General features: G+C 55.6%; 15 protein-coding genes and 1 pseudogene. 13 read left to right on the plus strand and 3 right to left on the minus strand.

Annotated elements, in window-relative coordinates:
• Positions 1-113 precede the first annotated feature (113 nt).
• Both ABWV33_RS14300 and ABWV33_RS14305 read left to right on the plus strand, forming a co-directional pair.
• On the plus strand, positions 114-1,328 hold the full coding sequence (locus tag ABWV33_RS14300; protein ID WP_353331681.1) for a GTP-binding protein: 1,215 nt from the start codon (positions 114-116) through the stop codon (positions 1,326-1,328).
• Positions 1,325-1,966, plus strand: coding sequence for a DUF1826 domain-containing protein (locus ABWV33_RS14305; RefSeq protein ID WP_353331683.1), 642 nt, complete (start codon positions 1,325-1,327; stop codon positions 1,964-1,966). Before ABWV33_RS14300 ends, ABWV33_RS14305 begins: the two co-directional genes overlap by 4 nt.
• 539 nt (positions 1,967-2,505) lie before the next feature.
• Here ABWV33_RS14305 and ABWV33_RS14310 read toward each other — a convergent pair.
• Both ABWV33_RS14310 and ABWV33_RS14315 read right to left on the minus strand, forming a co-directional pair.
• Positions 2,506-3,549 carry a hypothetical protein gene (locus tag ABWV33_RS14310; protein ID WP_353331685.1) on the minus strand — a complete coding sequence of 348 codons (1,044 nt, stop codon included), beginning with the start codon at positions 3,547-3,549 and terminating at the stop codon, positions 2,506-2,508.
• Positions 3,550-3,902: 353 nt separating this feature from the next.
• Positions 3,903-4,610: a Crp/Fnr family transcriptional regulator gene (locus tag ABWV33_RS14315; RefSeq protein ID WP_353331687.1), complete on the minus strand. Its 708-nt coding sequence runs from the start codon at positions 4,608-4,610 to the stop codon at positions 3,903-3,905.
• A 213-nt stretch (positions 4,611-4,823) separates the two neighbouring features.
• Here ABWV33_RS14315 and ABWV33_RS14320 point away from each other — a divergent pair, with 213 nt between their 5' ends.
• A complete protein-coding gene (locus ABWV33_RS14320; RefSeq protein ID WP_353331689.1) occupies positions 4,824-6,926 on the plus strand; it encodes an alkyl/aryl-sulfatase in 2,103 nt (700 codons plus the stop codon).
• 339 nt (positions 6,927-7,265) lie between these two features.
• On the opposite strand, the pseudogene ABWV33_RS14325 reads toward ABWV33_RS14320, so the two are convergent.
• Positions 7,266-7,745 (minus strand): annotated as a pseudogene (locus ABWV33_RS14325) (VOC family protein).
• 654 nt (positions 7,746-8,399) lie between these two features.
• Between ABWV33_RS14325 and ABWV33_RS14330 the strand changes: the two are divergent.
• From ABWV33_RS14330 to ABWV33_RS14375, 10 genes are all read left to right on the plus strand, one after another.
• On the plus strand, positions 8,400-8,984 hold the full coding sequence (locus ABWV33_RS14330; RefSeq protein WP_113823394.1) for an ANTAR domain-containing response regulator: 585 nt from the start codon (positions 8,400-8,402) through the stop codon (positions 8,982-8,984).
• On the plus strand, positions 8,981-10,126 hold the full coding sequence (locus ABWV33_RS14335; RefSeq protein WP_353331691.1) for a CmpA/NrtA family ABC transporter substrate-binding protein: 1,146 nt from the start codon (positions 8,981-8,983) through the stop codon (positions 10,124-10,126). The genes ABWV33_RS14330 and ABWV33_RS14335 overlap by 4 nt, the downstream gene beginning before the upstream one ends.
• Positions 10,127-10,375: 249 nt before the next feature.
• The gene (locus tag ABWV33_RS14340; protein ID WP_353331693.1) at positions 10,376-11,746 is read left to right on the plus strand and encodes a CmpA/NrtA family ABC transporter substrate-binding protein; all 1,371 of its coding nucleotides are present in this window, start codon (positions 10,376-10,378) and stop codon (positions 11,744-11,746) included.
• An 81-nt stretch (positions 11,747-11,827) separates the two neighbouring features.
• Entirely contained in the window at positions 11,828-12,901 is a 1,074-nt protein-coding gene (locus ABWV33_RS14345) for an ABC transporter permease (protein ID WP_113823391.1), read from the plus strand.
• A 42-nt stretch (positions 12,902-12,943) separates the two neighbouring features.
• Positions 12,944-14,602, plus strand: a complete 1,659-nt coding sequence (locus tag ABWV33_RS14350; RefSeq protein ID WP_353331695.1) for an ABC transporter ATP-binding protein — start codon at positions 12,944-12,946, stop codon at positions 14,600-14,602.
• Positions 14,603-14,606: 4 nt separating this feature from the next.
• Entirely contained in the window at positions 14,607-17,033 is a 2,427-nt protein-coding gene (gene nirB, locus ABWV33_RS14355; RefSeq protein WP_353331697.1) for a nitrite reductase large subunit NirB, read from the plus strand.
• Positions 17,030-17,365 (plus strand): nitrite reductase small subunit NirD, encoded by a 336-nt coding sequence (gene nirD / locus ABWV33_RS14360; protein ID WP_113823388.1) that lies wholly within the window; start codon positions 17,030-17,032, stop codon positions 17,363-17,365. The genes nirB and nirD overlap by 4 nt, the downstream gene beginning before the upstream one ends.
• Positions 17,362-19,938: a nitrate reductase gene (locus ABWV33_RS14365; RefSeq protein WP_353331699.1), complete on the plus strand. Its 2,577-nt coding sequence runs from the start codon at positions 17,362-17,364 to the stop codon at positions 19,936-19,938. The genes nirD and ABWV33_RS14365 overlap by 4 nt, the downstream gene beginning before the upstream one ends.
• A gap of 162 nt (positions 19,939-20,100) precedes the next feature.
• Positions 20,101-20,400, plus strand: a complete 300-nt coding sequence (locus ABWV33_RS14370; protein ID WP_353331701.1) for a hypothetical protein — start codon at positions 20,101-20,103, stop codon at positions 20,398-20,400.
• 1,364 nt (positions 20,401-21,764) lie between these two features.
• The gene (locus ABWV33_RS14375; RefSeq protein ID WP_353331703.1) at positions 21,765-22,250 is read left to right on the plus strand and encodes an acyloxyacyl hydrolase; all 486 of its coding nucleotides are present in this window, start codon (positions 21,765-21,767) and stop codon (positions 22,248-22,250) included.
• The last annotated feature ends 141 nt before the right edge of the window (positions 22,251-22,391 follow it).

Below are 22,391 nucleotides of genomic sequence, written 5' to 3' on the forward strand. Positions count from 1 at the left end.
ATAGGCGAGCCAGAGGGAGGGAAATTTGGGATTGAGGTATGTTATGGAATAACATAACAGTTCACGCCAAACCCGCCCTACCCTTTGGAACCTGAAATGAAAGAACCGTTGCAATGAAAGACATCGATGCATCAGACAACCGCCTTCCCGTAACGGTTTTATCCGGGTTTCTTGGGGCTGGTAAAACAACGCTATTAAACCGCGTATTGAACAATCGGGACGGGCAGCGCGTAGCAGTGATTGTTAATGATATGTCTGAGGTCAACATTGATGCCGATCTGGTGCGTGAAGGCACAGAGCTGTCTCGTTCTGAGGAAACGCTCGTGGAAATGTCCAACGGCTGTATCTGCTGCACCCTTCGCGATGACTTGCTGAAAGAAGTACGCCATCTGGCCAAAGAAGGTCGCTTTGACTATCTGCTGATCGAGTCTACGGGTATTTCCGAACCGCTTCCGGTCGCAGCAACGTTTGATTTTCGCGATGAAGACGGCCAGAGCCTGTCAGATGTTGCACGCCTGGACACCATGGTCACGGTCGTTGATGCGGTGAATTTGCTAGAAGATTTTTCAAGTCATGATTTTCTGACAGATCGAGGAGAATCCCTGGGCGAGCAAGATGATCGCAGCCTAGTCAGTCTTTTGACGGAACAGATCGAATTTGCAGATGTGGTGATCCTCAATAAGGTTGCCGATGCTGGACGCGAACGGACAGATACCGCTCTCAAAATCATCCGTGCCTTGAATGGCGATGCGAAAGTTATTGAAACCAACCATTCGGATATCTCAGCCGCATCGATCTTGAATACTGGATTGTTTGACTTTGACACGGCCCATGAACATCCGATGTGGGCCAAGGAGCTTTATGGTTTCGCAAATCACACCCCGGAAGACGAAGAATACGGGATCGGCTCTTTTGTTTATCATGCGCGCGCGCCTTTTGATCCGCGAAAGCTACATGAAATACTCAATGGGACTTTACCGGGTGTGATCCGTGCCAAAGGGCACTTCTGGATCGCGACTCAACCGCAATGGGCCGCTGAGTTCAGCCTTGCTGGCGCCTTGTCATCGGTAAAACCTTTGGGTCTTTGGTGGGCTGCGGTACCTAAAGACCGCCTCCCCACCCATCCCCAGGCGCAAGCTGAAATTGCCAGAAATTGGGTTGAACCTTGGGGGGATCGCCGACAAGAGCTGGTTTTTATCGGTGTTGGCTTGGAACGTGAGACCATTTGCGCGCGGCTAAATTCTGCTCTGCTCGATGCCGATGAGTTTCGTCCAGAAGATTGGAAAGACCTGCAGGACCCATTCCCACGGTGGGGACAGCACCAGTGACCGCGCTGGACGTGGCAACATTAGCCTTGCGCGTTCCAACCGGTGTGACGATCGCAAATACAGTAAGTGGGCTATCGGCGATCCGGGATGCAGGCTGCGCAGCGGTGATCTTATCACGTCAACCCCCGCCGCAAATCCAACCCTGGCTAAATGCGCTTGAGCCTGAGCAACTGCCTCGGGCGCGTGTTATTCTACGGGCTGATCGGGTCAAAGAGGCTTTATTCTCAATCTGCGAAACATCTGGTGTGCCAAAGGCGGCCGCGCGTAATTTACTGATTGATGATATCGCGGCTTTGGCATTGCATTTTTCCGATTTGATGAATGTCCAGCATCTGCGAGTGCGTTTGGATGTTGTCACCACAAACGCCTGTCGAAAATTCCACATAGATGCCGTGACCGCGCGGCTGGTTTGTACCTATCGCGGCCAGACTACCCAGCTTGGCGAGGCAAAACTGGGATGTGATCCAGATGTAGTCATATCGGTTCCTCAAAGCTGTCCCGTCGTTTTACGCGGCACCAACTGGCCGAGTGATGCGCGAACGCGAATTCTCCATCGCTCGCCGCCAATTGAGGCAAGCGGAGAATCCCGTCTCTTGCTGGTGCTCGACCCCATCTACGATTTAGAGGAAGAAGCCTGAGACATAGAGCAAAACGCCTTACCAGATTGCGCCTGATTTCCATGGACATTGCAGTCGTGGAACAATGCGGTACGCATAGTCGCTTCTTTCGCCTTATGCCCCTACAGCAAGCCGTCGCCAACATCCGCTTTCGCTGCGAGAGGTTTGAGCGTCAGGCCTGCTGAGGGCTGCCTGCGGACGTCAGGACCCTGATTCCACTTGGCACACGCTTCAGCGCATAGGCCTCGCTGCAGTGCTGCTTGCGGCAAGCCGACTTTCGGACATTACATCCCTACATCAAATTTCTATTCAGGCTGTGTGAGCGTTTAGCCTGACAGGATTGATAGGTTGGGTTTCGCTTCCCCCTCAGGTTCTCGAGCTCAGTGACCCTCTAACCGTCATTGCCTTTTGGCTCGGCGTTCTCAGGCTAAGCCTTCAGAGCTCTGTACCGACTTCCACTTCCGCGTCTCACATTGCATTGCTGCTATCGCATGGTCGCCGTTGAGGCGCCCTACCCTATGAAATCAACGGTCTATGTTATCGTTTGAAATCGGACTCTTTTACGGTTTCTCCAAAGCCTCTTTGGCAAGCACCACGTAGTGAGACACATCCTGTTTGTCGGCCACGCCAAGCACGGTTCCTTCCTCAAGCAGTGCTTGCACCGCATCCTGAAGCGACCAGTTCCCTCTGGCGCCAAACTGGCGCGCTGCGGCAGCTGCGAGCCTAGGATCTATCCAAAGTGCGCTGTTGATGGCCTGTGATATTGACGCCTCCATGTCTTGGTCGTCAGTACCTCCGTGTAAAGCAATCGCTTCAATCAAAAGTTCCCGCGTCTGAAGCGGAATTTCCCGATTGGTCAAGAAGCGAGCGGCAAGGTTCGTGACCGCATCCGGCCCCACAAGCTCAATCAAAGCTGTCGCATATGCGCCAAGATACGTCCCTCCGGACCTGACGTTGTATTGAACACCTTTCGCCAATCGGTCGCCTAGCTGGACATCGTCACTTAGGCCAAGAAGAAGTATACGTATGGCTTTGAATTCGTTTTCATTTAGCTGGTTCAATCGCGCCACTAACCGCGGGGTGTCAATCCTCAGGTCAAGGCTGCGTAAAAGGCTGTAGTCGGCCTGATCCAGCTCGCGCAATGCTAACTTGTGGATCCGGTCCTCGGGGTGCCCGACCAATGTCGCGAAGTAACGAAACCGATCTGTTCCCTCACCGAGTTCCCAAGAAGGTAACCGCGCCATGACTGTACGTACGACCGGGGCCATTGCTGCATCAACATAGGCAAGGCGTTGCCATGGCCCATAAGCTCCGTCCCGCGCAAACAGAACAGCAGCATTGGTATCCAGTGCAAAGCGCCTGCGCGTGGTGCTGTCGACAAGTAGAGGAATTTCTGAAAAGTTGAGCCCCCCCTCCAACGCCTCATATGCCTCGAACCGGAACGGGTTGTTGGGCGCAGAACGGGCAAGAACGATTTGGTCGCTTCCCAGTAACCGATCAACCAATGTCGGCTGTGGTGCGTAGTTGTGAAATCCACAAGGGCTGACGGATGTAGGCACCGTCAGGCCAGCGGCCAGTAAGAATGAAAGCGTTGTCCTGTACATACGCCGACTATGCGTCAACCGGTGTTGGTGTTGTACTTAATAATACGTATGTTTCGCTTTCTGGGCGCAATATCGCTAATTTTGCTTGTCGAGACTTATATGAGTCCGCCGACACTGCGTCCAGGAAATAGGTTCTGTAAACGTCGGCTTGCCCATCCCACAGGTGCAGCGCACGCGTTTGGCTTTGGCTGCGCATTTCTCGGAATGGGGCGAAAACGATGCGCAGGAAACCGGCTTGGGAAGCGCAACAGTGGTTCAGAAAAGCAGGCTTTCACAGGATGCAGTATTCACAGACCATTTCCGGGGCGCGCACTTCTCAGTTGAGACACTCATCGATGCTCCACTGCAATGGATCAGTCTGATCCAAGCATTTCAGTAAAGGCCTTCAGAGCGTTGAGATCCTTGATAACGATTTTTCCATAGGAAGTTTCTAGAATTCCCCTGCGCTTCATGTCCCGAAATGCACGTTGCACCGTGGGGACTGACACCCCGGTACTCAGCGCAAAGTCCATCTGGGATATGACGACCGAGTTTGACTTGTCCAAGCGATCTGTTTCCATCATCCAAGTCAAACGCCGCGCGACCAGTTCAACACCATCGCCTGTGACGAGCTCAGCGATGACGTCCTGAATTTGACGTCGGAGGGAATTGTCATGCGCGATGATGTCAACGTAGCGGCTCGGATCCTCATTCAGGAATTGCAGGAATTCCCTACTTGAAATGCACAACAACTCTGAGGGTTGCCGGGCAATGGCCAGACCAGCAGCAGGCTCATGAGTAATCACGTCAGAAAAGCTGTACCACTTGCTTTGCTGCCCAGACGGAAAGGCCAATTCCTCGTTATTCGGGGCCAGTATTTGCACATCTATTTGCCCCGAAATTAGGCCGTGCACATGAGACGGCGCTTTCCCACGGGGATATAGCACTTGTCCAATTTCCAGTGTCTTCAATGTACCCAGCGCAAGCCACGCGTCCTGAAAAGCCGGACGCCTTGTAGACAGCCAGCCAGAGCCTCGTAGTACATCCTTGTGCTCTGTCGTCAGCTTCTGTGTCTTCGCCATCTCACCTCCAGCTTCCTACACAGCGCCAAATCAAACCAGGGCAACGTATCCACTTTGATGACTTGATCAGGTGATCAAGTCTGCCCAAGCGAGACATGCTAGCATTGCAATATATGAAAATTACAGCGCTCGAACAAGTATTTGTACCGGTTTTGAAAGCCAGTGCCACCTCATCGGCTGTGAATTTGTAAGTAATCAACGAGGAGAAGTACCATGACGACCAGACGCGATTTACTCAAAGCTATTCCAACCGTGGGTACTGCCTTTGCTGTTTCCGGAACAGTTCTTTTGGACGATGCCGTGGCCCACGCGCAGGAAGCCGCGCCGCTTGACGGGCATTTCCACCCAAAGGGTAAAGCACCGTCCCAGTTTACCCTCGACAAACTTGACGAAGCCCGGCGAACGTTGCCGTTTTCAGACACTCAGGATTTTGACGAACAAAAACGCGGCCTCATCGCCGAAATGCCTGAAAAGAAGATTATGGCAGACGCCGGTCATGTGGCATGGGACATGGAACGCTTTGATTTCTTAAACAGTGATACGGATTTCGACAGCATACACCCGTCCATGCAACGTATCTCACGGCTCAACCAGAATTACGGACTTTATGAAGTCATTCCGGGCATTTATCAGGTGCGCGGATTTGATTTGTCCGACATAACTTTCGTTCGTGGCAAAACGGGGTGGATTGTGATTGATCCGTTGGTCTCTGCGGAACCTGCGCGCGCGGCCCTTGAGCTGTTCCAAGAGCATGTCGGCAAAGGGCTCCCTGTGACTGCTGTGATCTATTCCCACTCTCACGGTGACCACTGGGGCGGGGTACGCGGTGTGGTCGACGAAGCGGATGTCCAGGCCGGCAAGGTCGAGATTATCGCACCACGTGATTTCATGGAGCATACGATCTCGGAAAACGTCTATGCCGGTAACGCTATGAACCGTCGTTTGTTCTACCAATATGGGCTGCTTTTGCCCGCCAGCCCGCATGGGTATGCGGGTCAGGGTTTAGGACAAGGCGTATCTGCTGGTGCAGTTGGTCTTATTGCCCCAACGAGAATTATTGAGGACGATATTGAGGAGCTCGAAATCGATGGGGTGCGGATGATCTTCCAGAATACCCCCGGCACCGAGGCCCCCTCGAACATGAACACCTATTTCCCGGACATGAAGGCGCTTTGGATGGCGGAGAATATCACGGGGACTCTGCACAACATCTATACCCTTCGCGGTGCCCCGGTGCGTAATCCGCTAAGGTGGTCAAAATACATGTCACGTGCATTGCACCTGTATGGCGAAGAGGCCGAAGTGATGTTTTATTCGCACCACTGGCCACGCTGGGGCAATGACCGTCTACAGAAAATCATGCGCGACCAGCGGGATCTTTACGCACACATGAACAATCAGGTTCTGCATTTTGTGAACAAGGGTGTCACCATCAATCAGATCCACAACGTATATGAGTTACCGCAAAGCCTGAAAAACAAATGGCACTGTCGGGGATATCACGGTTCACCTGAACACAATAGCCGCGGCGTGGTTCAGCGATACATCGGCTTCTGGGACTGCAATCCGGCTACTTTGATCCCCTTGTCACCATCGGATTCCGCCCCTCTTTATGTCCAGATGATGGGGGGCTCAGATGCGATCATGACCAAGGGAAGGACCCTGCATGACGCAGGAGAATACCTCCTTGCGACTGAGATCTTGAACAAACTGGTGCAGGCCGAACCAAATAACCAAGCAGCCAAAGATCTGCTGGCGGATGTCTATGAGCAGATCGGTTATCAGCAGGAAAATCCGGGACTAAGGAATTCTTTCCTTTCAGGTGCGTTTGAATTGCGGTCTGGCATTCCCGAAGGTGACATCCCTGACCCCTCGTCTCCGGATGTGATCCGTGCGATGTCGACGGAATTGTTCCTGAACTTCCTGGCCATCAAAATGGATAGCCGCAAAGTCGAAGGTCATGAATTCACTATGAACTTAATCACTCCCGATAATGGTGAGAAGTTCCTCGTCGAACTCAGAAACGCGACGTTGACCAACGTGGAGGGCTTCCTTTCGCCGACGCCGGACGTGACGCTGACGATCAATCGCAGCGACTTGGAACAAACAATGGCTGGTGAGAAGGAGTTGGAGGCTCAATTGGCCGATGGCACCGCGCAAATTGAAGGCGACCCGACAATATTGGGTGTGCTTGCACAGGCGATGGTCGATTTCGATCCATTCTTCGAAGTACTACCCGGTACGCGTGATCCACATCATGTCGAAGCCCACTCTGATGCGTTTGAAGCGGTGACGGGCTTGCCTGCCATCGAGTAAATCCAGGAGTCTGTTGATAACTGAGGTTCGAAGCCGCTTGGGTTTCGAGCCTTAATCTATGTTCGAGGACAGGCCTTGCCTGGCGGCACTTCTTTCGCCCATGTTGGTCTATTCGATCAAATTGGAGCTTTGTTAACTTATGCTGGTTTTGATTGGGACGGGGGACGTACACGCCTAACAAACGTTCCAAGAAATGAAGACGTCTGGCCTAGGCTGTCACGAGCCATCTGTTGATGCGTCAGAAGTCTGGTCGCAGAACGTCGTGGCGAATGATTTCTTGCTTTACTGCACCGCCACGGGTCTGCCCTGAATCCATGCTACTGGTTTCTGTTGCTTGATCTAACGGCTTGTACCGCTGCTGGGGTGATGATTTCGCGGGCTGTGCAACACTGGCTGTTGGGTTGTGTCCATCATTTGGATCAAGTGAATGAGGTTTCCCCAAGTGTCGTCGAAAACCGCCATATGGACCGGACCCGCATCCATCGGCTCAACGGTGAACTTAACACCGATTTCACCCAACCTTTTCCGGTCTATCTCAAGATCTACCACCTGAAAGGAGTGTGCAGGGATTCCATCGAAAAACAGTGCTTCTTTAGAAGGCTTCAAGGCGAGATGGTCGCTTGGCTCAAGCAGATTTTCTTTTCGTTCAGGGTCTTCGCTCGACACGACTGAGAGTCAACGATGCTCACCCAATGGGACGTTGTTTTTCACCTTAAAGCCGAGGACTTCAGTATAAAACGTCTCGGCCTTATCTTGGTCATCGGCGAAGACATGGGTCACATAGATTTTCATTCTTCTTCTCCATTTTTTGTATTTCATGAGCCAAGATGCAGCGGTGGCGTGATTTTCATTGATGCTCAAAGAGTGAGCCTTTGTGCGCCCCTTCCATATAATCTCAATTAGTTCAGCCTCCTCTAAGACTGCGAGATGCTGTGAGACCGTCTAATGGGACAACGCAACTCCACCTTCGGCAATCGAAGCAGCACATACTTCGAACAATGACTGACCTGACTTTTTGCTCAGGCGGTCGATTATGCGACAGCACGCGCTGTCAGAGAGTGCCTTGAATATTAAGTCGAGGTGATCATCTTTCATGACGCCTTTATGCAGTAATCCAATCAAAAGGATCGTCCTCTGGTATGCACCGAAGGCAGTACTGCGCAGTTAGTGATCTTTGCAAAGGCATGGTTGAAGGCGGGCCAAGATGGTCAGCTCGCCCATTGCGGACATTCACCTCGAGCAATTGCGCGCGGTGCGGCCTTCCCTAAGCCGATAATCGATCTGGTCTTTGCGCGGTTTGTTTCGAATGAATGCGTGAGCACCGTACACACCAGCCACCCTTTGCTCGCAATGTGTTGAAAAAATATGCAGCTGGGCGCCAGTTGCTCAATTTGATTGCAGGTCAAAAGGTAGAAGGCTTTAGCAGCGTCCGGGCAGTTGACGTTCCTTGTACCGGCGCAAAATGACGAGTCCATGAACCATGACTTGCGCATCCTTGTTGTAGAGCCTGATCCGGAGCGCGTGCTTGGGATCATCAACGCTTTGACGGATGCCGGTTGGTCGGATCTGAAAGCCTTGGCACAGATTTCGGCACTGGACCGCACGGTCAAGGAGTTCATGCCGGATATCGTTCTGATTGATCTGACCAACCCCGATCGCGACACGCTTGAACATATCTCTTTTGCGACGGAAACCTCCAAGCGCGCTGTGGCGCTGTTTGTGGATCAGACCGATGAAAACCTGACGCAGGCGGCGTTGAACGCAGGGGTCAGTGCCTATGTCGTTGATGGCCTCAATATGGAGCGGATCAAATCGGTTCTCGAGACGGCAATCGCGCGCTTCAAGATCATGCGCCAGATGCAATCGGAACTTGATGCCGCGAAACAGGCGCTGGAGGACCGCAAGACAATAGATCGTGCAAAAGGCATCCTAATGCGCCAGCGAAATATGTCTGAGGACGACGCCTACACGCTGCTGCGCAAGACGGCGATGGGGCAGAACCGCAAGGTTATCGACGTGGCTCACGCTCTGGTGACGGCGGCGGAGCTGTTGTCATGAACGATATTGTCTTGAATTGCGGCTACGTTCCACTGGTCGATTGCGCGCCCTTAGTGATCGCCAAAGACCTTGGCTTTGCCGCTGAAGAGGGGCTTGCTCTCAATCTAGTGGCGCAACCGTCTTGGTCGGCGTTGCGGGATATGTTGGCCTTTGGCTCTCTTGATGCGGCGCATATGCTTTCCCCTATGCCGGTTGCCATGTCGATCGGGCTCGGCGGATTGCCCGCGCGGATTGATACGCTGATGGTTTTGTCGGTGAATGGCACGGTATTCGGGGTTTCGAATGCTGTAGCGGCTGAGCTGGGCGATCTGCCATTTGGTGATGCGCAGGCACTATTGGCAGCGCTTGCAGCGCGCCAGTCAGGCCCGCTGCGGATCGGTGTTCCCTTTCATTACTCTATGCATCGCTTACTGCTGTCGTATTGGACCTCGACGGTTGAGCACCTCGCCGTAGAGGAGGTCACCGTGCCGCCGTCGCGCATGGCCGATGCGGTTGCAGATGGGTTCGTGGATGCGTTCTGGGTCGGCGAGCCTTGGGGCAGCGTGGCGGTTCAGCAGAATGTTGGGCAGTTGATGATGACAGGCAGCGACGTCTGGAAATTCGCGCCCGAAAAGGTGCTGGCCGTGCGCCATGATTGGGCCGGGTTCAACGAGGATGCCGCGCGCAGACTGATGCGGGCGGTCTTTCGTGCCTCGGCATGGCTTGATGCGCGCAAGAACCGGACACTCGCCGTCGAGATACTGGCACGCAGCGAACATCTCAGCATGTCGCCCGATCTTATTGATCCCGCTGTATCGGGTCAGATCACGCCCCGACTAAACCATGCGCCCGAACCGGTGGCGCATTTCCTGCAGTTTCACAACCATGCCGCATCCTTTCCGTGGCGAAGCCAAGCGGCATGGATCGCCCAGCAACTGGGCGCGGACACCGCGGGTATTCAAAAGGCCAAGGCCTGTTTTCGTTCTGATCTGTATCGCCAGAACCTCAGCGGGATCGGCGCCGACTTGCCTGGAGCATCCGAGAAAGTCGAAGGTGGATTGCAAGTTGAAACTGCTGTGGCGTCTACCGGCGGCCATATGATTCTTGCACAAGACGCTTTCTTTGATGGCAGAACCTTCGACTTCCCGAGTGGAAAACGATGAAATCTTGGGCAGCCTCTGCACTGCAGCAAAAATCCATGCGGCATTGCAGCATTTTCATTGCAAAGAGCGCGCTCGCCTAGGCATCATGACACCAAGGGGCAACGTCGCCCATTAATCCGCGCTGGCCGATGCAGGTCGCGCAACATTCTAGAGCAAAGCCGCTCGTAGGGAACACGGACCTCCTCCCCCGTGATCTTTACGCGCGGCTTTTTTTGTTTTCGCCCTTTGGGGCCGTGAAAGGAACGGAATATGAAAAACACTCTCGCGATGCTGTTGGCCACCTCCAGCCTGTTGGCAACTTCGGCTGCGGCCCAGTCCCTTGATCTGGAAAAGGAAGACCTGACCCTTGGCTTTATCAAGCTGACAGATATGGCCCCTTTGGCCGTGGCCTATGAGCTGGGATATTTCGAGGATGAGGGGCTTTTTGTGACACTTGAGGCGCAAGCCAACTGGAAGGTCTTGCTGGATGGCGTCATCAGCGGCGAGCTTGATGGTGCGCATATGTTGGCAGGTCAGCCACTGGCTGCAACAATCGGCTACGGAACCGAAGCCCATATCGTCACGCCGTTCTCGATGGACCTAAACGGCAACGCCATCACTGTTTCCAATGAAATCTGGGAAGAGATGCGCCCCAACGTACCTCTGATGGAGGATGGCCGCCCGCAGCACCCGATCAGCGCGAGCGCGCTAGCCCCCGTGGTCGAGGACTATCTTGATCGCGGCGAGCCATTCAACATGGGTATGGTCTTCCCCGTCTCCACCCATAACTATGAAATCCGCTACTGGCTCGCGGCTGGCGGGCTTGAACCGGGTTACTACAGCGAACAGGATATTTCCGGCCAGATCGGCGCGGATGTGCTATTGTCGGTAACACCGCCCCCCCAGATGCCCTCCACGATGGAGGCTGGCACAATCTTTGGTTACGCCGTGGGCGAGCCTTGGAACCAGCAAGCGGTGTTCAAGAACATCGGCGTTCCCGTCATCACCGACTACGACATGTGGAACAACAACCCCGAGAAGGTCTTTGGCATCACTGCAGAATTCGCAGAGGAGAATCCCAACACGACGCTGGCCCTGACCAAGGCCCTGATCCGGGCGGCGATCTGGCTGGACGAGAACGACAACGCCAACCGCCCTCAAGCGGTCGAGATCCTGTCGCGGTCCGAATATGTTGGTGCGGACTTCGAGGTTATTGCCAACTCGATGACGGGGTTCTTTGAATTCGAGAAAGGCGATGTGCGCCCGGCACCGGACTTCAACGTCTTTTTCCGCTACAACGCGACCTATCCCTTTTATTCAGATGCCATCTGGTATCTGACCCAGATGCGCCGCTGGGGGCAGATCACCGAAACCATGTCGGACGAGTGGTATTTCGAGACCGCTGCTGATGTATACCGCCCTGATATCTATCTTGGGGCTGCACGCCTGCTGGTCGACGAAGGGCTGGCGGACGAGGTGGATTTCCCTTGGGACAGCGATGGCTTTAAGGCTCCGACACCGGCGGCGGACATCATTGATGGCATCCCCTTCGATGGGCACGCGCCCAATGCCTATGTCGATAGCCTGCCGATTGGCCTGAAGTCGGGCCAGATCGTCATCGAAGGTGAAATTCAAGGCTAATTAACCGTCGCCCGCCCCGCCAGAGCGCGCGTCGGGCGGCCGCTCCCCCTTCTTTTCAAAAGCAGCAGTTGGACACCCGATATGACCGCTATTGACCCTATCACACTGGACACAGAGGCCCGCCGTCAACGCTGGTTTGCCCGCATTAACAAGGCCGATGCCTGGTTTCGCGTGTTTGGCCTGTCCTGGATGACGCCCATTCTAAAAGCCGCGGCTGGGGATAACCCGCGCGGACAAGCCAAGGAAATCTGGCGCCTGTTGGGGGTGCCGCTGCTTGCGATTGCCGTCTTCATCGGGCTTTGGGCCACGCTGGCGCCGCAGGTGCAAACCTCCCTTGGCGCTGTCCCCGGACCGGCGCAGGTTTGGGAACAGGTCGGCGAACTGCGGGCCGACGCCATCCGCGAGGGCAAACGCGAGGTGGCGTTTTATGAACGTCAGGACGAGCGCAACGCCGAACACATCGCCAACGGCCAGCCAGACAAGGTTCGCGACCGCGTCTACACCGGAAAGCCGACCTACTATGATCAAATCTGGACCTCGATCAAAACCGTCTTTTTCGGCTTTCTGATCGCCTCGGTCGTGGCCATTCCACTGGGCATTGCCGCGGGCCTCTCAGCGACGGCCAATGCCGCACTGAACCCGCTGATCCAGATCTTCAAGCCTGTCTCTCCGCTGGCGTGGTTGCCAATTGTCACGATGATCGTTTCAGCCACCTACACGACCAACGACGGACTGTTTTCCAAGTCATTCCTGATCTCGGCCATCACGGTGACGCTCTGTTCGCTTTGGCCCACGCTGATCAACACGGCACTTGGTGTCGCCAGTATCGACAAGGACCTCGTGAGCGTCAGCCGCGTGCTGAAAATGAACACCTACACCAAAATCACCAAACTGGTACTGCCCTCGGCTCTGCCGCTGATTTTCACGGGATTGCGCCTGTCGCTAGGTGTTGGCTGGATGGTGCTTATTGCGGCCGAAATGTTGGCCCAGAACCCCGGCCTTGGCAAATTCGTCTGGGATGAATTCCAGAACGGCAGCTCGCAGTCGCTGGCACGGATTATGGTCGCGGTGTTCACCATCGGCATCATCGGCTTCCTACTGGATCGTGTGATGTATGCGCTCCAGTCCATGTTCACCTTCTCGAACCAACGGTGATCTGCGCTCAAGCAGCAACGCGATAGCGCGAAAGGTAAACCAATGAATATCCTGCAATTCAAGAACGTCACAAAGAGCTATGGCGAAACGCCGGTTCTCAAAGACATCAATCTGGACGTGGCAGAGGGTGAGTTCGTTGTCATCCTCGGCTTTTCCGGAACGGGTAAAACCACGCTGATCAACCTGATGGCAGGGCTGGAACAGCCGACCACAGGTGCCGTGACCTTTCGGGGAGAGCCTGTAACCGAACCGGGCCGTAAACGCGGCGTGATCTTTCAGAACTATTCGTTGATGCCTTGGCTGACGGTACAGGGCAATGTTGCGCTGGCTGTGGACACGATGTTCCCCGACCTTTCCAAGACAGAGAGGACTGCGAAGGTCGATCACTATGTGAACATGGTGGGCCTGTCCCATGCAGCTTCGCGCCGTCCTGCAGAACTATCCGGTGGGATGCGTCAGCGGGTCAATGTGGCGCGTGCACTGGCGATGGACCCCGAAATGCTTCTGCTGGACGAACCTCTTTCGGCGCTGGATGCCCTGACCCGTGCCAATCTGGCCGACGAGATCGAGGCGATCTGGGACGCAGACAAAAAGACCTGCGTGCTGATCACCAATGATGTGGACGAGGCGATCATCCTTGCTGACCGGATCATTGCCCTTAATCCCGACGGCACGCTGGGCGACGAGTTCAAGGTCGAGGTCCCGCGTCCACGCGACCGCATTGCGATGAACGACAACCCCGCGTTCAAGGCCCTGCGCGCACAGGTCACGACCTACCTTATGGATGTAGGCATCGCCGCCAAAGTAGAAGAATCGCGCCTGCTGCCCAATGTCACGCCGATCCATTCAGTGCCTTCTGCGGTTGCAAAAGCGCAGGAAGGCGCGATCGCAGAAAAATTTCTGAATTTCTCACAGCTCCACAAGGTTTATCCGACCCCGAAGGGACCGTTGACCGTGGTCGAGAACTTCAATCTGAAGATTAACAAGGGCGAATTCATTTCGCTGATCGGGCATTCGGGCTGCGGCAAGTCCACGGTTCTGACGATGGCTGCGGGGCTGAACCCGATTTCCAAAGGGGCGATCCGGCTGGATGGCTGGAACGTCGAAGGTGCAGACCCTGAACGCGCCGTTGTGTTCCAATCGCCCAACCTGTTCCCGTGGCTTTCGGCCAAAGAGAACGTCGCCATCGGTGCCGACAAAGTCTACCCGCGTGCAAGCCAGGCTGAACGTCAGGATGTGGTGGAGTATTACCTTGAGCGGGTCGGGTTGGCTGACAGTATGGACAAGAACGCCGCCAGCCTCTCGAACGGGATGAAACAGCGCGTCGGCATTGCCCGTGCCTTTGCCCTCTCACCCAAATTGTTGCTTCTGGATGAACCTTTCGGGATGCTCGACAGCCTGACCCGCTGGGAATTGCAGGAAGTGCTGATGGAGGTTTGGTCACGCACCAAGGTGACGGCGATTTGCGTCACACATGATGTCGACGAGGCGATCCTGCTGGCGGACCGCGTGGTGATGATGACCAACGGGCCACAGGCCACCATCGGCAAGATCACAGACGTGAACCTGCCGCGCCCGCGCACCCGCAAGGCGCTGCTCGAACACCCCGACTACTACACCTATCGCCAAGAAGTGCTCGATTTCCTTGAGGAATACGAGCACGGCGCGAAACCGAAACCCAAAGCAATCGCGGCGGAGTGAGACCATGAAACAGAAACTTGTCGTGATTGGTGCCGGAATGGCCTCTGGACGGGTGTTAGAGCACCTGCTGGAACAAGACCGTGATGCCTATGACATCACCCTTTTCAATGCAGAGGCACGGGGGAACTACAACCGCATCATGCTTTCGCCGGTCCTCTCGGGGGAGAAAACCTACGCTGACATCGTGACCCATGATGACGACTGGTATGCGGAAAATGACATCACCTGCCGCTTTGGCGAGCATGTGGTGGGGGTTGACCGCGCGACGAAAACGGTGACGGGGCAGAATGGCTTGGTGTCCTATGACAAGCTTCTAATCGCCACAGGCTCTGCGCCCTTTATCATCCCGGTGCCGGGCAAGGATTTGGAGGGCGTCATCACCTACCGTGATCTTGATGACACCAACGCGATGATCGAAGCCGCTTCTAAGGGAGGCAAGGCTGTGGTCATCGGTGGTGGGCTCTTGGGGCTGGAGGCCGCCGCCGGGCTGGCCGAACGCGGGATGGACGTAACCGTTCTGCATCTGATGGGCCACCTGATGGAACGTCAACTGGATGAAAGCGCGGGCTTCTTGCTGCGCCGCGATTTGCAGGACAAGGGCGTCAAGGTCATCTGCAAGGGTTCGACCTCCGCGATACTGGGCGAAAGCCATGTTGAGGCTGTGTTGCTGGAGGATAAAACCGTGCTGGAGGCCGATCTGGTCGTCATGGCCGTTGGTATCCGCCCCGAAACACGGTTGGCCACGGATGCCGGTCTGGAGGTTGCGCGGGGGATCGAGGTGAATGCCCAGTTGCAAACCTCGGACCCTGACATCTTTGCCGTTGGCGAATGCGTGGAATTTGACGGGTTGTTGTTCGGCCTTGTTGCACCGCTCTATGATCAGGCCAAGGTGGTTGCTAAATCCCTGCTTGGACAGGGCGGCGCCTTTGTCGCCAAAGAACTCGCGACCAAGCTGAAGGTGACGGGCTGCGATCTGTTCAGTGCCGGTGATTTCGCCGAAGGCGAAGGGCGCGAGGATATCGTGTTCCGCGATCCCGCTCGCGGCGTCTACCGCCGTCTGGTGATCGAGGAGGGCACGCTTGTCGGCGCGGTCATGTATGGCGACACCGCCGACAGCAACTGGTTCTTTGGCCTCATTCGGGACAAGGCCGACATCTCGGAGATGCGCGATACGCTGATCTTTGGCCCCGCCTTTCAAGGGGGGACCCCCCTGGACCCTTTAGCAGCTGTTGCAGCCTTACCGCGTGACGCGGAGATCTGTGGTTGCAACGGTATCTGCAAAGGGCAAATCGAAGACGCCATCGCGGCGGGTGCCTCTGATCTGGGTGCGATAAAGGTCACGACAAAGGCCAGCGCTTCCTGTGGCACTTGCACGGGGCTGGTCGAACAGGTGTTGGCCGTCACGCTTGGCGATGATTTCGTCATTCCCACCGCCGCATCGATCTGTGGCTGTACCGATATGACCCACGAAGACGTGCGACGCATGATCAAATCGCGAAAGCTGACGTCCATGCCTGCCGTTTGGCAAGAATGCGGCTGGAAGACGCCCGATGGCTGCCACGTCTGTCGCCCTGCGTTGAACTTCTATCTGCTCGCAGATTGGTCGCTTGAGTACCAAGACGATCCTCAAAGCCGGTTCATAAACGAACGCAAACACGCCAACATCCAGAAAGACGGCACCTACAGCGTCGTGCCGCGCATGTGGGGCGGGATCACGACACCGCAAGAACTGCGTGCAATTGCGGATGCGGCCGATAAATACATGGTCCCGACCGTCAAGGTCACCGGCGGTCAGCGGATCGACCTGCTGGGAGTAAAGGGCGAGGATCTGCCTAACATCTGGGCCGATCTAAATGCTGCGGGCATGGTGTCGGGCTTTGCGTATTCCAAGGGGCTGCGCACGGTGAAAACCTGTGTCGGCACCGACCACTGCCGCTTTGGCACACAAGACAGCACCGGCCTTGGCATCAAGCTCGAACAGACGCTGCATGGCACCTGGACGCCTCATAAATTGAAACTGGCCGTGTCTGGCTGTCCGCGCAACTGTGCCGAAGCCACCTGCAAGGACATCGGCATTATCTGCGTAGACAGCGGCTATCAGATCAGCATCGGCGGGGCGGCGGGCATGGACGTCAAGGAAACCGAGCTGCTGTGCCAGGTTTCGACTGAGGCGGAGGCGATCCTCGTGATCAAGGCCGTCACGCAACTCTATCGCGAAAACGCCAAATACCTCGACCGGATCTACAAATGGATGGCCAAGGTGGGGCTGGACTGGATCAAAGAACGTGTCGAAGCCGAACGCGATGCTTTGGTCGAGCGGTTCGAACTCAGTCAGACCATCTATCGCAAAGACCCTTGGGCCGAACATGCCACCCAAAAGGCCGAGCGTTACCGGCCCCTTGCAAACTTGTTAGTGGAGGCCGCGGAATGACCGACTGGATTGATATTGCAGCCCTAGTGGATGTCCCTCGGCGCGGGGCGCGGATGATCAAAACGGCGCTTGGCTGTGTGGCGGTTTTCCGCACAGCACAAGACGAGGTCTTTGCTCTCGACAATGCTTGCCCGCATAAGGCGGGACCATTGGCTGACGGCATCGTGCATGGCAAATCCGTGACGTGCCCACTGCACAATTGGGTAATCTCGCTGGAAACCGGAGAGGCGCAGGGTGCCGATGAGGGCCGTGTAGCGACCTATCCGGCCCGCGTGGACGGCGGGCGCATCCTGCTGGATCGCACATTCCTGCAAGCACGGAGCGCAGCATGAGCATGACCCGCACAACCTGCCCCTATTGCGGCGTGGGCTGCGGGGTGCTGGCCAACGAGGACGGCACGATCAAGGGCGATCCCGATCACCCCGCGAATTTCGGTCGGCTGTGTTCCAAGGGAGCGTCCTTGGGCGAGACGATTGATCTAGAGGGGCGGCTATTGCAGCCCAAAATAAACGGCGAAGCCGCCGACTGGGACAGCGCCCTTGATCTGGTCGCCAAAAAATTCAGTGCGGCCATAGCCGAACACGGCCCCGAAAGTGTCGCGTTTTATGCCTCCGGCCAATTGCTGACCGAAGACTACTATGTCGCCAACAAGCTGATGAAAGGCTTTATCGGATCGGCCAATATCGACACGAATTCGCGGCTGTGCATGGCGTCTTCGGTGGCGGGCCACAAACGCGCTTTTGGCACGGATACGGTGCCGGGGACATATGAGGACCTAGAACAGGCTGACCTGATCGTTTTGGTCGGATCAAACCTCGCGTGGTGCCATCCGGTACTCTACCAACGCATCGCGGCGGCGAAAGAGGCACGGCCAGCCATGCGCATCGTCAACATCGACCCCCGCCGCACGGCCACTAGCGAACTGGCGGATCTGCATCTTTCCATCGCACCCGACGGGGATATCGCGCTGTTCAACGGGTTGCTGACCCATCTGGCAGAGACGGGACGAAGCGACACCACCTATACATCGGCGCATGTGAGCGGGGTGGCAGAGGCGGTCGAAATAGCGCGTGCGTCCAACCTCAATGACACAGGCCTATCGGCGCAGGATCTCGCCACCTTCTTCGAACTTTGGGGGAGCACCAACAAGGTCGTCACCATCTATTCCCAAGGCGTCAACCAGTCGCAAAGCGGCTCCGACAAGGTCAACGCGATCCTGAACTGCCACCTCGCGACGGGGCGAATTGGGCGCGCGGGCATGGGGCCATTTTCTGTCACCGGCCAGCCCAACGCCATGGGCGGGCGCGAGGTGGGTGGGCTGGCCAATATGCTCGCCAACCATCTTGAGATTGCCAATGCGGACCACCGCGCTGCCGTACAGGATTTCTGGGGCAGCCCAACAATCTGCACCAAACCGGGGCTGAAAGCGGTTGATCTATTTCAGGCCTGCGCCGATGGGAAGATAAAGGCGCTCTGGGTGATGTCGACAAACCCGGCCGTGTCCTTGCCGGATGCCGATGGCGTGGCCGAGGCGATAGCGAATGTACCTTTTGTCGTGACCTCGGACATGATCGAAAAGACCGATACAAATGCCCTTGCGGACGTGCTTTTGCCCGCTGCGGGCTGGGGCGAAAAAGACGGAACCGTAACGAATTCCGAACGTCGCATTTCGCGCCAACGCGCGTTTCTGAAAACGCCCGGGAAAGCGCGTCCGGATTGGCAAATCATAAGTAATGTGGCCGCACGGATGGGGTTTGGCAAAGCCTTTGCATATCATTCGCCCGCCGACATTTTTGCGGAATACGTTGCACTTGATACCGCCCTGTCCCCTGCCCCGCGTGATCTTGATCTCAGCATTTTCGCAGATGTCGATTATGACCAAATGCTCCCTACTCAGTGGCCGCGCAATGGTCACCGCTTCTTTTCTGACGGGCAATTTTTTCACCCCGACGGCAAGGCGCGGATGATCGCCGTCACCGCTCCCAAGCTATCCAAGCCACGGTTTGCCCTGAACACGGGCCGCAACCGCGACCAATGGCACACCATGACACGCACTGGCAAATCCCAACGGTTGGGGACTCATCTGGCGGAACCCTATGTTGAAATCCACCCTGCCGATGCAATCGAACTGGGTGCTAACCCCGGGGCGATCATTGAGATTGAAAGCCTCTATGGCTCGGCTCTTTTGCGCACATTGATAACTGACCGCGGCCCGCAGGGGCAGCTATTCGCGCCGATGCATTGGACGCGCCAACGCTCAAAACGTGGCACGGTCAACAGCCTGACAGCACCAGTGGTCGATCCTGTTTCAGGCCAGCCCGCGCTCAAAACCGGTTCGATCACAGCACAGATCTACCGTGCGGCTTGGTACGGATTTCTGGCTTGCCGTCACCAGCCTAGGCCACAGACGCCCTATGCTGCGGTAGCCCGCACGACCACCGGCTGGCAGGTAGAACTGGCAGGGCGCAGAACGCCCCCCGATTGGGAGGCCGAGGCGCAAAAGCTTGCTGGATTGAAACAGGCAGAAGTTTCAATTCACACCGATCCAGCCAGCGGAACCACCCGTGTGGCGCTGGTCCAGGACGGCGTAATCGAAGCGCTTCTGTTCGTTGCGCCCCGCCCCGTTGTCGTGGCCCGAAACGCAATCATCAGTGTGATCGGAACAGAAACACCATCGCTTATGGCGCTTGCTGGTCGCAATGCTGCCAATCTGCCCGACCCCGGCGCGACGGTCTGCGCCTGCTTCAACGTCGGGCGCAACACGCTGATGTCGGCCATCGCTGCTGGCGCCAAATCTGTCGCCGCGCTTGGGGGCGCTACCTGCGCTGGCACGAATTGCGGGTCCTGCAAACCCGAGCTCAAGTCACTCATCGCGGAAGCACCGATGCCGATGGCCGCCGAATGAGCCCGCACCCTATACGCATCGTTGCCTGCGACACTAGCCGTGCGCGACCCCTGACCTTGTCCCAAGCACAAGAACCTGCACGCCCCCTTCGGTCTGCAGTCTTGTATTAACACCGTGTTGCGTAGGTGGAATCCTTCGCAAGCGCCGGTCAGCGTGCAGGGTGTGATCCGCCCATCCTACCAGGGTTCGCATGCGCAAGCCGCGGGGCTGCTGGACGACACACGCCGCTTGCAAGACGCGGGCGCCGATGTTGACCTGCGCGGCCTCTGGCACGGGGCGGTGGAGGGTGGGTTTACCATAGCAACAGTAATCGGCACCGGCGCCCTTGCGCTCTTGTCGCTGAAGGCAGCAGACATCCAGTTTGAAATCGCCCCGGCTTCAAAGCCGCCTGCGCCGCCGCAGTATGAGCGGGCCGAAGCCGGAGCGCATATCACCCGCAGACCCGGTTCGTCGTGCAGATAGCCGCAAAGGTCCAACGAAAGGGTCAATTTCTGCTAAATTGCGCTCTTGAGGAATTGCCAAAGACGCTGAAGGGAAATGACATCTCAGGGGCAGCGATCCTTTTCGTCCTGTGGCCTCGTAGTCTTCAAGAAGCCAAAAGAAGCGGCGCGGCGCAGAGTGCCGTATCGTAAAACATGTTCTCGAGCAAACATGGAGTTCGCCGACTTAATGTGACGGATGAGTGCGCTGAAGCAGACGCCGATATCGAAATTGGACAACGCGGTTTGACCTTTTGCAACAGTGTCGGAGTTGAGGCGACCACAGGAATCTCCAAGCAGACCCGATCAACGCGGCTGCAGCTAGCTTCCGCTTGCCACTTGGCTTCCAGGCGACCAATCAAGCGGCTGAGTTTTCCGTGATACGGGTCCTGCTTTTCGCGGTTCCCTGCCCCTGTGACCATCACTTCGTTTAGCTTTTGAAGCTTATCGAGGACAGTGTTGATATCAAAGGGCACAGGGCTGTTGATCCTGAACTTTTCAGGATCTTTTTGTGTTCTACTGGGTCAAGAAAGCTCTTCCTAGCGTCAACGACTGCACGCATCATAACCACGTCCTCCATCCCAAATCAGTGAAATTATAAGAAGTGTTCCGTGAGTCCGTACGTATCTACGAAACAGGGACGATCCGAGAGTCCGTAAAGCCCGAGATCTGCGTGTGGATTGTGAGAAGCACCTCCTCGACTGAGCGAGAGTTCAAACAGAGTTCATAAATATCAACGCTCAACGTAGAAACCATGTTAGAAACTGATCTTCATTTCCTATGGGACAATGGACGCTTTGATTGGTTAGGCCAAAGCAACGAGGCCAACTGAAGTAATATCCGTTTAGCGATTCAGCCTTAGGCCTTCGACAATGTCGCCTTTGAGCTGGATGCAGCCATCCGCAGCGGGTGGCCGTTTTGCGCAGTAAGCAACCTTTGCAAAATGGTATTTTCGGCCATACATGAATTTTGTTCCCTACGCTTCGGATAGCGACTTTGTTTAAGTCATTGACAGCAAGCCTCCCTTCAAAATCACACCCCGTATCAGCCAAGACAGAACTTCAAAAAACTGAGTGATTTTTAGCGGGCATGGTTTGCACCTCCGGTTCAAAAGGGATGATTCCTGATGGGCATAATCGCGTTTCAGGCATGGGCGCTGTCGGTAGCTATGTCCATATTCCAAGAGCTAGGATTTGTGGAGTGAGATGGCAGAAACGGCCAATCCCTTGGCAGGCCGAGCCAATACCGACTACTTCATTCGAATTACCCTAAATTTGTTCATCCCGGCACCATCGAACCCTTGTTCGTGCCGATACGCATTACTGACCGATACAGGGTACCACCACCATGAAAAGCCTTCTGCCGTGCGCATTCTTTCTATGCTCATTTTTGCCAGCCCATTCTGAGGAATGGATTGTTGGCACTGGCTTTGCAGATTTTTCTAGCAGCCGGTCAAAGGATACCGCGATTGTATCTGCTGAGTACCATTCTTCCCCCTTCTACATTAGAAAACACTTGGAACTGAGATGGGGCGGCGCTGTTTCTATCTTTGGTACAGGAGACGTACATCTTGGAGGCGGCCCTGTTGGAATTATTGACCTAGGGCACCGATGGTTTGCCGAAGTAAGCATAATGCCAGGCCTATATGCCCATTTAACAACTGAAAATGACTTGGGTTCTGTGTTTGAAGTTCGCAGCTCCTTAGCCGTTGGCAAACGTTTGAAAAACGGTGGAGCAATATCAATGGCCCTTACCCACAAATCCAATGCCTCAACCGCGGCGAAAAACCCCGGGGTCAATGCGCTGCTGCTGCGATGGCATTTTCCCCTCTAACAATACCCAGTAGCCAGAACTGAGGCAGGACCTGAATTCATCAACCGTTTCAGAAAGAGTCCTTGGTGCCGCGTTTGAAACATCTAGTCATATAGATTTGTCTGATATATCCCTATTCAATAATTCTAATGTAGAAATATT

The organism is Phaeobacter sp. NW0010-22 (genome assembly GCF_040365955.1).
Classification (GTDB): domain Bacteria; phylum Pseudomonadota; class Alphaproteobacteria; order Rhodobacterales; family Rhodobacteraceae; genus OMPR01.